The organism is Streptomyces sp. NPDC005496 (genome assembly GCF_042872045.1).
GTDB lineage: Bacteria > Actinomycetota > Actinomycetes > Streptomycetales > Streptomycetaceae > Streptomyces.
This window is the reverse complement of sequence record NZ_JBIAJQ010000002.1, coordinates 688,877-703,570: the sequence shown is the minus strand read 5'-3', so window position 1 is coordinate 703,570 and position 14,694 is coordinate 688,877. Positions and strand designations below refer to the sequence as shown.

General features: G+C 72.6%; 9 protein-coding genes. 6 read left to right on the top strand and 3 right to left on the bottom strand.

Going from position 1 to position 14,694, the window contains the following annotated elements:
* The first annotated feature begins 6 nt into the window (after positions 1–6).
* Together speB and ACFYQQ_RS07575 are read left to right on the top strand one after the other, a co-directional pair.
* Entirely contained in the window at positions 7–978 is a 972-nt protein-coding gene (gene speB, locus ACFYQQ_RS07580) for an agmatinase (RefSeq protein WP_355780768.1), read from the top strand.
* The gene (locus ACFYQQ_RS07575) at positions 975–2,660 is read left to right on the top strand and encodes a thiamine pyrophosphate-binding protein (RefSeq protein ID WP_355780765.1); all 1,686 of its coding nucleotides are present in this window, start codon (positions 975–977) and stop codon (positions 2,658–2,660) included. The genes speB and ACFYQQ_RS07575 overlap by 4 nt, the downstream gene beginning before the upstream one ends.
* A gap of 40 nt (positions 2,661–2,700) precedes the next feature.
* Here ACFYQQ_RS07575 and ACFYQQ_RS07570 read toward each other — a convergent pair whose 3' ends face one another.
* Positions 2,701–4,191, bottom strand: coding sequence for a hypothetical protein (locus ACFYQQ_RS07570; RefSeq protein WP_388903848.1), 1,491 nt, complete (start codon positions 4,189–4,191; stop codon positions 2,701–2,703).
* Positions 4,192–4,373: 182 nt separating this feature from the next.
* Positions 4,374–5,177, bottom strand: coding sequence for an endonuclease (locus ACFYQQ_RS07565; protein ID WP_355794233.1), 804 nt, complete (start codon positions 5,175–5,177; stop codon positions 4,374–4,376).
* A 286-nt stretch (positions 5,178–5,463) separates the two neighbouring features.
* Here ACFYQQ_RS07565 and ACFYQQ_RS07560 point away from each other — a divergent pair, with 286 nt between their 5' ends.
* The 4 genes from ACFYQQ_RS07560 to ACFYQQ_RS07545 all read left to right on the top strand — a co-directional run bounded on the left by ACFYQQ_RS07560 (position 5,464) and on the right by ACFYQQ_RS07545 (position 12,353).
* Complete coding sequence (locus ACFYQQ_RS07560) at positions 5,464–6,387, top strand: serine hydrolase (protein ID WP_356164713.1); 924 nt, start codon at positions 5,464–5,466, stop codon at positions 6,385–6,387.
* A 131-nt stretch (positions 6,388–6,518) separates the two neighbouring features.
* Positions 6,519–10,256 carry an ABC transporter ATP-binding protein gene (locus tag ACFYQQ_RS07555; protein WP_388903845.1) on the top strand — a complete coding sequence of 1,246 codons (3,738 nt, stop codon included), beginning with the start codon at positions 6,519–6,521 and terminating at the stop codon, positions 10,254–10,256.
* An 83-nt stretch (positions 10,257–10,339) separates the two neighbouring features.
* Positions 10,340–10,726 (top strand): hypothetical protein, encoded by a 387-nt coding sequence (locus ACFYQQ_RS07550; protein ID WP_355794359.1) that lies wholly within the window; start codon positions 10,340–10,342, stop codon positions 10,724–10,726.
* Positions 10,727–10,904: 178 nt separating this feature from the next.
* Positions 10,905–12,353 (top strand): S28 family serine protease, encoded by a 1,449-nt coding sequence (locus ACFYQQ_RS07545; RefSeq protein ID WP_356237649.1) that lies wholly within the window; start codon positions 10,905–10,907, stop codon positions 12,351–12,353.
* A gap of 265 nt (positions 12,354–12,618) precedes the next feature.
* Here the strand turns inward: ACFYQQ_RS07545 and ACFYQQ_RS07540 are convergent, their stop codons facing one another.
* Positions 12,619–14,472, bottom strand: coding sequence for a glycoside hydrolase family 3 protein (locus ACFYQQ_RS07540; protein ID WP_355787240.1), 1,854 nt, complete (start codon positions 14,470–14,472; stop codon positions 12,619–12,621).
* Between the last annotated feature and the right edge of the window lie 222 nt (positions 14,473–14,694).

The window sequence follows — 14,694 nt, the reverse complement described above, 5'->3', positions numbered from 1 at the left end:
CCCATCATGAGCAGCAACGAGACGCCCCGCGGCCCCGTCGACTCGTCCCGCATCCCGCGGTACGCGGGTCCCGCGACCTTCGCCCGGCTGCCGCGCCTGGACGAGGTCGGCTCGGCCGACGTCGCGGTGGTCGGCGTCCCGTTCGACTCGGGCGTCTCGTACCGGCCGGGCGCCCGCTTCGGCGGCAACGCGATCCGCGAGGCGTCCCGGCTGCTGCGGCCCTACAACCCGGCGCAGGACGCCTCGCCCTTCGCCCTCGCGCAGGTCGCCGACGCCGGTGACATCGCCGCGAACCCGTTCAACATCAACGAGGCCGTGGAGACCGTCGAGGCGGCGGCCGACGAGCTCCTCGGCACCGGCGCCCGCCTGATGACCCTCGGCGGCGACCACACCATCGCGCTGCCGCTGCTGCGCTCGGTCGCCAAGAAGCACGGCCCGGTCGCCCTGCTCCACTTCGACGCCCACCTCGACACCTGGGACACCTACTTCGGCGCCGAGTACACGCACGGCACCCCGTTCCGCCGCGCCGTCGAGGAGGGCATCCTCGACACCGAGGCGCTCTCCCACGTCGGCACCCGCGGCCCGCTGTACGGCAAGCAGGACCTCACCGACGACGAGAAGATGGGCTTCGGCATCGTCACCTCCGCCGACATCTACCGCCGGGGCGCCGACGAGGTCGCCGACCAGCTGCGCCAGCGCATCGGCGACCGCCCGCTGTACATCTCCATCGACATCGACTGCCTCGACCCGGCGCACGCCCCCGGCACCGGCACCCCCGAGGCGGGCGGCATGACCTCCCGCGAGCTGCTGGAGATCCTGCGCGGCCTGTCGTCCTGCCACCTGGTCTCCGCGGACGTCGTCGAGGTCGCGCCCGCCTACGACCACGCCGAGATCACCGCGGTCGCCGCGTCCCACACGGCGTACGAGCTGACGACGATCATGTCCCGCCAGATCGCCGAGGAGAAGGCCGCGAAGTGACTCACGACCACGACCTGGACCTGCGGCCGACCGCCGCCCAGACCGAGGCGGCGCTCAACCCCCCGCCGGGCCGCAACGGCGGGGACCTGGTCGTGGAGACCCTCGCCGGTCTCGGCGCGACCACCGTGTTCGGACTGCCCGGCCAGCACGCGCTGGGCATGTTCGACGCGCTGCGCCGCTCGCCCCTGCGGTACGTGGGGCTGCGCGTCGAGAACAACGCGGGGTTCGCGGCCGACGCCTACGGCCGGATCACCGGCGAGGCGGCGCCGCTGCTGCTGTCGACCGGCCCCGGGGCGCTGACCTCGCTGGCCGCGCTCCAGGAGGCGGCCGCCGCCTCGGCGCCCGTCCTCGCGATCAGCAGCCAGGTCCCGACCGCGGGACTCGGCGGCGGCCGCCACGGCTATCTGCACGAACTCCCCGACCAGCAGGCCTCGTTCCGGGGCGTGGTGAAGTCCGTCCACACGGTCCGTACGCAGTCCCAGATCCCGTCCGCGATCGCGGCGGCCTGGGAGTCGGCGCTGACGGCCCCGCACGGCCCGGTGTGGGTGGAGATCCCGCAGGACGTGCTGCTGGCCGAGGCCCGGCTGCCCGTGGTGACCGCGATGGACGCGACGCCCGAGGACGTCGTCCCGCGCCCCGAACTGACGGCGCTGGCCGCCGACCTGCTGTCCCGCGCGAAGCGCCCGGCGATCATCGCGGGCGGCGGTGTCGTACGGGCGGACGCGTCCGGGAAGCTGAGGGCGCTGGCCGAGAAGCTGGACGCGCCGGTGGTCACCACCTTCGGCGGCAAGGGCGCCTTCCCCTGGACGCACCCGCTCTCGCTCCAGTCCTGGCTGGAGGACCGGCACACCACGGACTTCCTGGAGGACGCGGACGTCCTGCTGGTCGTCGGCTCCGGCCTCGGTGAACTCTCCTCGAACTACCACACGTTCGCGCCGCGGGGCCGCGTCGTCCAGATCGAGGCCGACCTCGGCAAGCTGGAGGCCAACCACCCGGCGCTGGGCATCCACGCCGACGCGCGGCCGGCGTTGCAGGCGCTGCTGGAGACGGTGTCGCCGAGGAAGGACGAGGGGGCCGCCGAGCGGGTCCGCACCGTCCTCGCGAAGGTCGCCGACCGCATCGCCGGCCAGGAACTCGCCCTGGAGCAGCGGGTGCTGGCCTCGGTCCGCAAGGCCCTGCCCGCCGGCTCGCCGTCCTTCTGGGACATGACGATCCTCGCGTACTGGGCCTGGTCGGCGTTCGACGCCGAGGGCCCCAACCTCATGCACTCCGCCCAGGGCGCGGGCGGCCTCGGCTACGGATTCCCGGCGGCCCTGGGTGCCGCCGTGGCCGACCCGACGCGGCCCGTCCTGGCGGTGTCCGGCGACGGCGGCGCGCTGTACTCGATCGCCGAGCTGGCCACGGCGAAGCAGTACGGGCTGGACGTCACCTGGCTGATCGTCGACGACGGCGGCTACGGCATCCTGCGCGAGTACATGACGGACACCTTCGGCGAGGCCACGGCGACGGAACTGGCGCGGCCCGACTACGTCGCGCTCGCCGAGTCGTTCGGGGTCCCGGGCGTCCGGACGACGCCCGAGGCCCTGGAGGCGGACCTCGCGAAGGCGCTCGGCACGCCGGGCCCCTCGGTGGTCGTGCTCCCCGCGGTGCTGCGGATGTTCGCGCCGACCCACCTGGGCTGACCGGCGGTGGGGGCGGGGCGCGGACGCCCCGCCCCGCCCGTCAGCGCAGGGGGGCGCCGAACAGGGCGTCCGTCGCGGGCGCGGACAGCTTCGCGGCGCCGAAGGCGAGCGCCGACGTGGTGGTGAGCCCGGACGAGGTGCCGCGCAGGATCCAGACCGCGCCGTCGGTGCCGTTCTCGGCGGTGGAGCCCGCGGCCAGGTCGCGGTGGCCGTTGCCGTCGACGTCCAGCAGCGCGGTGCTCACGCCGAACCGGTCGTCCGTCTCGGCGACTCCGGGGACGCCCGCGGTGTCCTGGTGGAACACCTGGGTCCCGGCGCCCGTGACGCCGGTCGGGCCGCCGTGGAGCAGCGCGACCGAGCCGGCGTCGGCGATGTCCTCGACGTCCTCGCCCGCGATGCCGAGCGCGATGTCCGCGTAGCCGTCGCCCGTGACGTCGGCGACCGAGACGGAGGTGCCGAGTCCGTCGCCCTCCTCCTCGACGCCGGGGAAGCCGGGCAGATCCTGGTCGAAGGACTGCACCCGCGTCTCGGACAGGCCGGAGGCCGAGCCGAACGCGATCCGCGCCTTGCCGTTCCAGCCGTCGCCGCCGACCACGACGTCGTCGTAGCCGTCGTGGTCGACGTCGCCGATGCCGGTGCCCACGCCCTCGCGGGAGGTGTCCTCGCCGGGGGCGCGGCCCTTGACGAAGCCCGAAGTGCCGCCGTAGAGCAGGCGGTTGCCCCACACGCCGTCGCCCTCGTACCGCCACTGGACGAGGTCGTCCTTGCCGTCGCCGTTGATGTCGCCGACCTGGCCGGAGACGACGGGACCGGTGATCGAGTCGCCGTCCTCCTCGCAGCCGCCGCCGGTGGCGCAGGAGGCGTCGTCCTCGTCGTTGCCCCACCAGCCGGACTTGTCCAGGATGTTGAGGACGGCGGCCGGGCGGCCGGTGCGGGAGAGCGGGCCCTTCCACAGGGCGGCCGGGGCGCCCGCGGGGTCGTCGCCGCCGACGGACCGGGCGGCGAACAGGGCGAGGTCCGTGGTGCCGTCGCCGTCGAAGTCGCCGGCCTGGGGCGCGGCCCCGTATCCGGCGAGGGCGGTGCCGCCGGTGAGGCCGGAGGCGGAGCCCCACAGGACGACCGAGCCGGCCGTGCCGCCGGATATCACGAGGTCGATGAAGCCGTCCTTGTCCAGGTCGCCCTTGGCGAAGGTCGATCCGAAGCGCTGGTTGGCGGTGGCGGCGCCGGGCACCCCGCTGGTGGAGCGGCTGACGATCTTCTTGTCCGTGGTGGAGAGGCCGCCGGGGGAGCCGTACATGACGGCCACGTAGCCCGCCTTGGCCTGGCTCGACACCGTCGCGCCCGGGGCCCCGACCACCAGGTCGGCGTAGCCGTCCCCGTTGAAGTCGTCCCGGGCGTCCGCCGATCCGCCGGCGGCCTGGGCGGTGGCGCCGGTGAGGGCCCAGGTGCCGATGCCGCCGGCCAGCAGGGCGGCTGCGGCCAGGGGCGCGGTCAGTCGCGCGGAGCGGGTCCTTCGTCGTGCTCGGGACATCGAGTGCCTTTCGTCGTTCCGGTGGACGCGGTGGTCCGACGCGTCCGGACAGTGCGACTCGGGCGGGGCGTCACTGGTTGTACGCCTGTCGGCCATTCATCGGTCACCCGGTGGTGGCCCGGAACGACGGATACCGCCTGAACTCCCCTCTTCACGGAGGGAGTTCAGGCGATTACCGCTCCCTACCAGATCGCCTCGACCCATTCCGGGTGGTCGATGAAGGGGTTGCGGTTGTGCTGGTAGGTGTCGTAGATGACCTGGTTGCGCTTCTCCTCGAAGGCGCTCGGCGGGTCCTCGTCGTTCCACTGCTTGAGCACGGCGAGCCTGCCCATGTAGGGGTTGCTGCCGTTGCTGACGCTCTCGTTGGGTTCGAGGTCGGCGAAGCCGTCGCCGCCGTCGTAGCGCACCGCCATGTAGAGGATCATGCGGGCCACGTCGCCCTTGTCCGCGTCGCGCGGCTCGAAGGAGTCGGAGTCGGTGAGGCTGCCGCCCCCGCCGCTGACCGTGCTCCCGCCGTTGTCGAAGTCCTTGTTGCCGCGGATGCTGTTCACCTGGACGTCCGCCGGGCGCAGGTGGTGCAGGTCCGTGCCGGGGCCGGTCACCTCGCCGAAGTCGCCGTGGGACTTGGCCCAGGTGTGCTCGCGGTTCCAGTCCCCGAGGTCGCCGCCGTTGAGCGACTTGGCGCGCGAGACCCCGCTGTAGAGCAGGATCACGTTGTTGCTGTTGTTCGGGTCCTGGTCGGTGACCTTGAGCGCGTTCCAGACCGCGGAGTACGAGATCTTGCTCTGGCTGCTGATGATGGTGTGCAGCGAGGACTTCAGGCTCGACCCGGTCTTGCCGACGGCGTTCTTGTAGTACGTGGTGTCGTACGCCGTCGTCGTGGCGCTCGCGGGGGAGGCGGTCACCGTCGGGACGGCGAGCGCGACGAGCACGGCTGAGGCCGACAGCGCCAGCGTCTTCCAGCGGCGTGTGTGCGTGGCGGGCATGTGGGGACGTCCGTTCTACGCGGGTTGATTGAGCGGGCAATCGGGAGCGTGACATGGACATGCGCTTCTAGGGGTGAACGAGATGTGACCGTTGTGTGTCGGAAGCGGGCAAGTCGACGGCAGCGCCCGCGACTTGCCCGCTCTGCCGGATCCGGTCCCTGAGGCGGGCGCCGAAAGGAACCGGTCCCGTCGCGCGACTCGTACAACTTTTCGTGCCCTTGCCCGGTCAAAGGGGGGCGGGTGTGCAGGGGGCGCACCCGTATCGCCTCAGGGGATGGGAACCTTCATGACTCACCGGATATCCGGGCGCGCCCGTGTGCTCGCGGCCGGCCTCGGCGTCGGCGTGCTCGTGCCGCTGGTCGCCGCCGCGACGCCGGCCTCGGCCACGGCCGCGCAGGTCACCTGCACGTCGGACCGGGCGGGCCTCGCCGAGAAGCTCCAGCGCGACATCACCGCCGCGCTCGCCGGCCGCCGGGGCACCGTCGCCGTCGGCCTCCGCGACCGTACGACGAACACCACCTGCACGCTGCGCTCCACCAGCGCCTTCGACTCCGCCAGCGTCGTCAAGGTGACCGTGCTCGCCACGCTGCTGTGGGACGCCAAGAAGCACAACCGCTACCTCACGCAGCGCGAGACCGACCTCGCCACCGCCATGATCACCAGGTCGGACAACGCCGCCACCAGCACCCTGTGGCGCCAGCTCGGCCTCACGAAGATCAAGGGCTTCCTCACCGCGGCCGGCATGACCCAGACCAAGCCCGGCGCCGACGGCTACTGGGGCCTGACCCAGATCACCGTGCGCGACGAGCAGAAACTGCTCGCGCTGCTCACCGCCCGGAACACCGTTCTCAGCGACAACGCCCGCGCCTACGTCCTGAAGCTGATGGGCAAGGTCGTCTCCTCGCAGCGCTGGGGCACCCCGGCCGGCGCGCCCTCCTCGGTCGCCGTGCACGTCAAGAACGGCTGGCTGTCGCGCGCCACCAACGGCTGGCGCGTGCACAGCGTCGGCACCTTCGACGGGGCCGGCCACGACTACACGATCTCCGTGCTCACCCACGGCAACAGCACGATGGACTACGGCGTCGCCACCATCCAGGCCGTGGCCAAGGCCATCCACCGGGACCTGGTGCCGAGCGTGAGCACCGCCCAGAGGTACACGCCGACCGAGACACCGCGCGAGGCGTTCCCGGCGGTGCCGGCCGCCGGCTGACGCCCCGCACGCCCCGCCGCCCGGCCGTCCCGCCTGCCCTTCGCCGCGCCGCGAATGTTGCGGAGGGATGAAATCCGCCCCGATCCGTGTTGGTGCCTTCCGGCGGAACAGGAACGACGGAAGGCATCTGCGTGGCAGCGGAACAGGGCGGGGCGGGCGAGCCCGGCTGGGTGCGGCGACTGGCCGGGTACGCATGGCGCTACCCCAAGGACGTCGTGCTGGCCCTCGGCTCGTCCCTCGGGGGCATGGCCGTCCTGGCACTGGTCCCGCTCGTCACCAAGGTGATCATCGACGACGTCGTGGGGAACCACACCAGGGACATGGCCCCCTGGGCCGGCGCCCTCATAGGCGCCGCCGTGCTCGTCTACGTCATGACGTACATCCGCCGCTACTACGGCGGACGGCTCGCCCTGCACGTCCAGCACGACCTGCGCACGGACATGTACGCGACGATCACCCGGCTCGACGGCCGCCGCCAGGACGAGCTGTCCACCGGCCAGGTCGTGGGCCGGGCCACCAGCGACCTCCAGCTGATCCAGGGCCTGCTCTTCATGCTGCCGATGACCATCGGCAACGTCCTGCTCTTCCTGATCTCGCTCGGGATCATGGCCTCGCTGTCCCTGCCGCTCACCGGGGTCGCCCTCGCCGTCGCCCCCGCTCTCTGGTTCATCGCCAAGCGCAGCCGCACCAGGCTGCACCCCGCCACCTGGTACGCGCAGGCCCAGGCCGCCGCCGTCGCCGGGGTCGTCGACGGCGCCGTCAGCGGCGTCCGCGTCGTCAAGGGCTTCGGGCAGGAGGACCAGGAGACCGGGAAGCTCCGGGAGGTCGGGCGCAGGCTCTTCGCGGGCCGGATGCGCACCATCGGGCTCAACGCGAAGTACACCCCGGCGCTGCAGGCCGTGCCCGCCCTCGGCCAGGTCGCGATGCTCGCCCTCGGCGGCTGGCTCGCGGTGCGCGGACAGATCACCCTCGGCACCTTCGTCGCCTTCTCGTCCTACCTCGCGCAGCTCGTCGGGCCGGTGCGGATGCTCGCCGTGGTCCTCACCGTCGGACAGCAGGCCCGCGCGGGCGCCGAGCGCGTCCTGGAGCTGATCGACACCGAGCCGTCCATCGAGGACGGCACGAAGACGCTGCCCGCCGACGCGCCCGCCACCGTCGAGTTCGACGACGTCTCCTTCGGCTACGAGGAGGGCCGCCCCGTCCTCGACGGCCTCTCCTTCGAGATCCGCCCCGGCGAGACCCTCGCCGTCGTCGGCTCCTCCGGCTCCGGCAAGTCCACCGTCTCGCTGCTGCTGCCGCGCTTCTACGACGTGACCCACGGCGCCGTCCTGGTCGGCGGCCACGACGTCCGCGAGCTGACCCAGGAGTCGCTGCGCGCCGCGATCGGGCTGGTCCCCGAGGACTCCTTCCTGTTCTCCGGCACCGTCCGCGCCAACATCGCCTACGGCCGCCCGGACGCCACGCAGGAGGAGATCGAGACCGCCGCCCGCGCCGCCCAGGCCCACCGCTTCATCGCCGAGCTGCCCGACGGGTACGACACGACCGTCGGCGAGCACGGACTGACCCTCTCCGGCGGCCAGCGCCAGCGCATGGCCCTCGCCCGCGCCATCCTCACCGACCCGCGGCTGCTCGTCCTCGACGACGCCACCTCCGCCGTGGACGCCCGCGTCGAGCACGAGATCCACGAGGCCCTCGCGCACGTCATGCGGGGCCGCACCACCCTCCTCATCGCGCACCGCCGCTCCACCCTGAACCTCGCCGACCGCATCGCCGTGCTCGACGGCGGCCGGCTCGCCGACATCGGCACGCACGAGGAGCTCCAGGAACGCTCCGCGCTGTACCGGCGGCTGCTCACCGACCCGGACGAGCTGGGCGGCGTCTCGCCCGGCCGGGCCGCGCCCGCCGCCGAGCGGGAGGACACGTCCGTCCGCGACGAGCTCGACGCCGAGTTCGACGCCGAGCGCGGCGTCACCCCGCACCTGTGGACCGGCGACCGCAAGCCGAAGGACAACGCGATCGCCGGGATGCCCGCCACCCCGGAGCTGCTCTCGCAGGTCGAGGCGCTGCCCCCGGCGACCGAGACCCCCGGCATCGACGAGGCCCGCGCGGTCATGCCGGAGGAGTCCTACGGGCTGCGCCGGCTGCTGCGCGGCTTCGGGCTGCCGCTGCTCGTCAGCCTCGGCCTGGTCGCCCTCGACGCCGGCATGGGCCTGCTGCTGCCGGTGATGATCCGCCACGGCATCGACGAGGGCGTCTCGCAGCTCTCCCGCGCCGCGGTGTGGACGGCCGCCGTCCTCGCCCTGCTCACCGTGCTCGTCCAGTGGGCGGCCCAGATCGGCGAGACCCGGATGACCGGGCGCACCGGTGAGCGGGTCCTCTACTCGCTCCGGCTCAAGATCTTCGCGCAGCTCCAGCGGCTCGGGCTCGACTACTACGAGCGCGAGCTGACCGGCCGGATCATGACCCGGATGACGACGGACGTGGACGCGCTGTCCACCTTCCTGCAGACCGGCCTGGTCACCGCGTTCGTCTCGGTCGTCACCTTCTTCGGCATCATGGGCGCGCTCCTGGTGATCGACGTGCAGCTGGCGCTGGTGGTCTTCGCCACGCTGCCCCCGCTGATCGTCGGCACCTTCTTCTTCCGCCGGGCCAGCGTGAAGGCGTACGAGCTGGCCCGCGAGCGCGTCTCGGTGGTCAACGCCGACCTCCAGGAGTCCGTCTCCGGGCTGCGCATCCTCCAGGCGTTCCGGCGCGAGGAGGCGGGCCGCAAGCGCTTCGCGGACGGCAGCGACAGCTACCGCCAGGCACGCATCCGCGGCCAGCGCCTGATCTCCGTGTACTTCCCCTTCGTGCAGCTGCTGTCCTCGGTGGCCGCGGCGGGCGTCCTGATCGTGGGCGCCCACCGGGTGGACGCCGGCACACTGACCACCGGCGCCCTGGTCGCCTACCTCCTCTACATCGACCTGTTCTTCGCGCCCGTGCAGCAGCTCTCCCAGGTCTTCGACGGCTACCAGCAGGCGACCGTCTCGCTGGGCCGCATCCAGGAACTGCTGCGCGAGCCGACGTCGACGCGGTCCGCGGCCGAGCCGCTCGACGTGCTCTCCCTGCGCGGGGAGATCGCCTTCGAGGACGTCGACTTCGCCTACGGCGACGACGAGGAGGCCCTCAGCGGCGTCGCGCTGACCGTCCCCGCCGGGCAGACCGTCGCGTTCGTCGGCGAGACCGGCGCGGGCAAGTCGACCCTGGTGAAGCTGGTGGCCCGGTTCTACGACCCGACCGGCGGGCGCGTCACCGTCGACGGCACCGATCTGCGCGACCTCGACCTCACGTCCTACCGGCACCGGCTCGGCGTCGTCCCGCAGGAGGCGTACCTCTTCCAGGGCACGGTCCGCGACGCCATCGCCTACGGCCGCCCCGACGCCACCGACGCCGAGGTCGAGGCGGCGGCCCGCGCCGTCGGCGCCCACGACATGATCGCCACCCTCGACGGCGGCTATCTGCACGAGGTCGCCGAGCGCGGCCGGAACCTGTCGGCCGGTCAGCGCCAGCTGATCGCGCTGGCCCGCGCCGAACTCGTCGACCCGGACATCCTGCTCCTCGACGAGGCCACCGCCGCCCTGGACCTCGCCACCGAGGCACTGGTCAACCAGGCCACCGACCGGATCGCGGGCCGCCGTACGACGCTGGTGGTGGCCCACCGGCTGACCACGGCCGCCCGCGCCGACCGGGTGGTCGTCATGGACCACGGCCGCGTCGCCGAGGACGGCACCCACGAGGAACTGCTGCGCCTCGGCGGCCGGTACGCCGAGCTGTGGCGCACCTTCGTGGGCGCGCCCGAGCCCGGGGAGCCGGTCCGCTCCACGGCCTGACGGCCCGTCCCCTCCCGCGCAACCATCCGACGTACGTCCTGCGTCCGTACACCAGTACGCTGATTGCTGCGGGAGGGACGACAGTGGACAGTGGTGCGATACGCAGGCGGCTGGCGCTCGGCACGGCCGTGCTGACCGCGTCCGGGCTGCTCGCCCTCGCCGGGCCGGGCAGCGCGGAGGCCGCCTCCTACTGCTCGGGACGCAAGGTCCGCACCCTGCCCTTCTCCACCGGCTCCGTGCAGGTCTACAAACGCAGTGGCTACGTGTGCGCGGTGACGTTCCCCAAGCGGCAGGGCTCGCGCAAGTCGATGTCGGTGAGCGTGCAGGCGCGCGGCAGCCGCCCCGTCGCCGACAAGGGGCGCTACACGCACCACGCCGGCCCGGTGACCGTGCACGCCGGACGCCGCTGCGTGCGCGTCGAGGGTTCCGTGGGCTCGGGCTCGGTCAGTTCGGGCTGGATCCTCTGCTGATCCTGTGCTGAACGGGGCCCGGACCGGCCCCCGCGGCGGTCCGCTTCCGGTCCGGAGCCCCGGCCGTTTGCGGCCGATCCGGCACATTTCCGGCACGTCGACTCAACATCCCCTGGTGCACCGGGTGTTGCTCCGCTAGGTTCCGGCGGACATCCGCGTATTTCCCAGGGGAGGGTGCATGCGCAAGGCGCTCAGATGGCTGCTGGCGCTCACGGTGCTCATCGGCACGTTGAGCACGGCCGGGGCGGCCACCGCCGCCCAGCCGGAGGCCACCGGCACCACCGGCACCACCGGTACGGACATCAAGGACCAGCTGCTCGCGATACCGGGCATGAGCCTGATCGAGGAGAAGCCCTACACCGGGTACCGCTTCTTCGTCCTCAACTACACCCAGCCCGTCGACCACCGGAACCCGTCCAAGGGCACGTTCCAGCAGCGGATCACCGTGCTGCACAAGGACACCGCCCGCCCGACGGTCTTCTACACCGGCGGCTACAACGTCTCCACCAACCCCGGCCGCCGCGAGCCGACCCAGATCGTCGACGGCAACCAGGTCTCCATGGAGTACCGCTACTTCACGCCGTCCCGTCCGGCCCCGGCCGACTGGAGCAAGCTGGACATCTGGCAGGCGGCCAGCGACCAGCACCGCATCTTCACCGCCCTCAAGCCGATCTACGGCAAGAAGTGGCTCTCCACGGGCGGCTCCAAGGGCGGCATGACCGCCACGTACTACGAGCGCTTCTACCCGCGCGACATGGACGGCGTCGTCGCCTACGTCGCCCCGAACGACGTGGTGAACGACGAGGACTCCGCCTACGACCGCTTCTTCGCGAACGTCGGCACCAAGGAGTGCCGCGACCGGCTGAACGCGGTGCAGCGCGAGGCGCTCGTCCGCCGCGAGCCGCTGGAGAAGAAGTACGCCGATCTGGCCGCTGCCGAGGGCTACACCTTCACCACCATCGGCAGCCTGGACCGGGCCTACGAGGCGGTCGTCCTCGACTACGTCTGGGGCTTCTGGCAGTACAGCCTGCTCTCCGACTGCGGGGACATCCCGGCCGACGCGGCGCACGCCACCGACGACGAGATCTGGACCTCGGTCGACACGATCTCCGGCTTCTCCGCCTACACGGACCAGGGCCTGACCACGTACACGCCGTACTACTACCAGGCCGGTACGCAGCTCGGAGCGCCCACGATCAAGTTCCCGTACATCGAGAAGCGGTTCATCCGCTACGGGTACCAGCCGCCGCGGAACTTCGTGCCGCGCGACATCTCCATGAAGTTCCAGCCGTGGGCGATGCGCGACGTCGACACCTGGGTGCGCCACAACGCGCGCCACATGCTGTTCGTCTACGGCCAGAACGACCCGTGGGGCGCCGAGCGCTTCCGCCTCGGCAAGGGCGCGAAGGACTCGTACGTGATGACGGCGCCCGGACTGAACCACGGCGCCAACGTCGCCGGACTCGTCGCCGACGAGAAGGCGTTCGCCACCGCCCGCATCCTGGAATGGGCGGGAGTCGCCTCGGCGGCCGTCCAGGCGGACCCGGCGGCCGCGAAGCCGCTGGCGAAGTTCGACGCCAGGCTGGACAAGCGGGACGTCGAGCGCGAGCCCGCGCTGCGTCCGTAACACCCGTGCCGCGCCCGTCCGGTCACCGCACCGGACGGGCGCAGCCCACCGGCTCACCGCCGCCGGGCCCTGACGGCTCGTCAGGAGCGCCGAGGCCGGCGCGTACGGCGCCGGCACGCCCGGCAGGGCACGTCCGACCCGCTCGGCCCCCATGGCTCCCCCCGGTACGACCCCGCCCGGCGTGGCCCGCCCGCACGGGGCCACGCCGGACGTTCGGGGTGCTCGGGGGCCGACGGCGGGGTCCCGCGGCGGGCGGGGCGCAGGGCTAGTACGACAGCCCGTACCCGAGGGGGTACAGCACCTGGGCCGGATCGTCGGCCCGCTGCACGGGCACCGGCAGCTTCCCGGTCGGGGACACCGCCCCCGCGATCACCCGTGCCGCCGCGCGCAGTTCGACGTCCGTCCAGGAGTACGCGGCCAGATACGCGCCGACACCCGGGAGCTGGGCCACGTCGTACGGGTTGCGGATGGCCACGGCGACCACCGGGACGCCCGTGGCGACCAGCCGTTCCACCAGGGTCCGCTGGGCGCTGGTCGCCGTCACGTTGTACGTGCCGACCACCACGGCGTCCGCGCTCCCGGCCGCCGCCACCGCCTTGTCGACGGTCGCCTGCGAGGGTGCCGTACCGGTGGACAGCGCGGTCGCCGAGAAGCCGAGTCCGGTGAGCGCGGCGGCGAGCACGGTCGTCGGGGGCCCGTCGGAGCCGGAGGGCGAGGCCGGGTCGGCGCCCACCACGAGCACGTTCCGGTGCGTCCGCCGGGACAGCGGGAGCAGGCCGTCCTTGTTGACCAGCAGGGTCGTCGTGCGGTCCGCGATCCGGTCGGCCGTCCTCAGGTGGGCCCGGGTGCCCACCGTGCGCTCGACGGCGCCGTCGGGGACGTAGGCGTCCCTCAGGAGGCCGAGCTTCGCCTTGAGGCGCAGGATGCGCAGGATCGACTCGTCCAGCCGGGCCTCGGTCAGCTCGCCGCCCCGGACCGCCGTGAGCACCGCGTTCCACGCGACGTCCAGAGAGGGCGGGTTGAGGAGCTGGTCGACGCCCGCCTTCAGCGCCAGTACGGGGACGCGGTCGTCGCCGTACTTCGTGCGGACGCCCTCCATGCCGAGCGAGTCCGTCACCACCACGCCGTCGTAGCCGAGTTCGCCGCGCAGGATGCCGGTGAGGATCGGGTGCGAGAGGGTGGCCGGGTCGCCGGCCGGGTCGAGCGCCGGCACCATGATGTGCGCGGTCATGATCGAGTCGATGCCCGCCCTGATCGCCGCCCGGAACGGCACGGCGTCCAGCTCGGACCACAGCTCCCGGCTGTGCCCGATGACCGGGAAGCCGGTGTGGCTGTCGACGGCGGTGTCGCCGTGCCCGGGGAAGTGCTTGGACGTCGCCGCGACACCGGCGCTCTGATAGCCCTTCACCTGCGCCGCCACCATCCCGGCGACCGCCTCGGGGTCGGCCCCGAAGGACCGTACGCCGATGACCGGGTTGGCCGGGTTCACGTTCACGTCGGCGACCGGCGCGTAGTCCTGGCGGATGCCGAGCGCGCGCAGTTCGGCGCCGGCGACGCGGCCGGCCGTGCGGGCGTCCTCCCGCGAGCCTCCGGCGCCGAGGGCCATCGCGCCGGGGAAGAGCGTCGCGGGCTTGCCCACCCGTGCCACTATCCCGTGCTCCTGGTCCGTCGAGATGAGGACCGGCAGGCCGCGGGGCAGACCCAGGGACGCCTTCTGGATGCCGTCCGACAGGTCCGCGATCTGCTGCGGGCTGCGGGTGTTGTGCGCCCAGGCGAAGTAGATGATGCCGCCGACGCGGTACTTGGCGACCAGTTCCGCGGCCGTCCTGACGCCGATCTCCTTGAGGTTGGCGTCGATGTCGGCCTGGTCGGGCGCGGTGGCCGAGTGGCCGTACACCCGCATCACGAAGAGCTGGCCGACCTTCTCCTCCAGCGTCATCCGCGAGATGAGCGCGCGCAGTCTCCGGTCGTCGTGCGGGGTGCCGTCGGCGGCGGCGTACGCGCCGCCCCCGGCGGCGAGGGCGGCGGTGACGCCCGCCGTCGCGGTGAGAACGGAACGTCTGGACGGTCTTGCGGTGCTTCCCGTGCCGGAGTCGCGCACGTGCGCCCCTTCCCTCATGAAGGAAACTTCCGAGGAATCACGAATATCCGGGAAGTTTCTTCCAGTCAAGGGTGTGCACAGTAACCGGGAACGGGCCGCCACCGGCCTGGTCGCAGGGAGGCGCGCCGGTGACGGGGTGCCGTCGGCCGCGGGCGGCTGAGCCGCCGGGGTGGTCCCGCGGGTGCCGCGCTGGTCGTCGCGGTCGGGGGCCAAGTGATGGTTGAAACCTGTTCCTTTTTG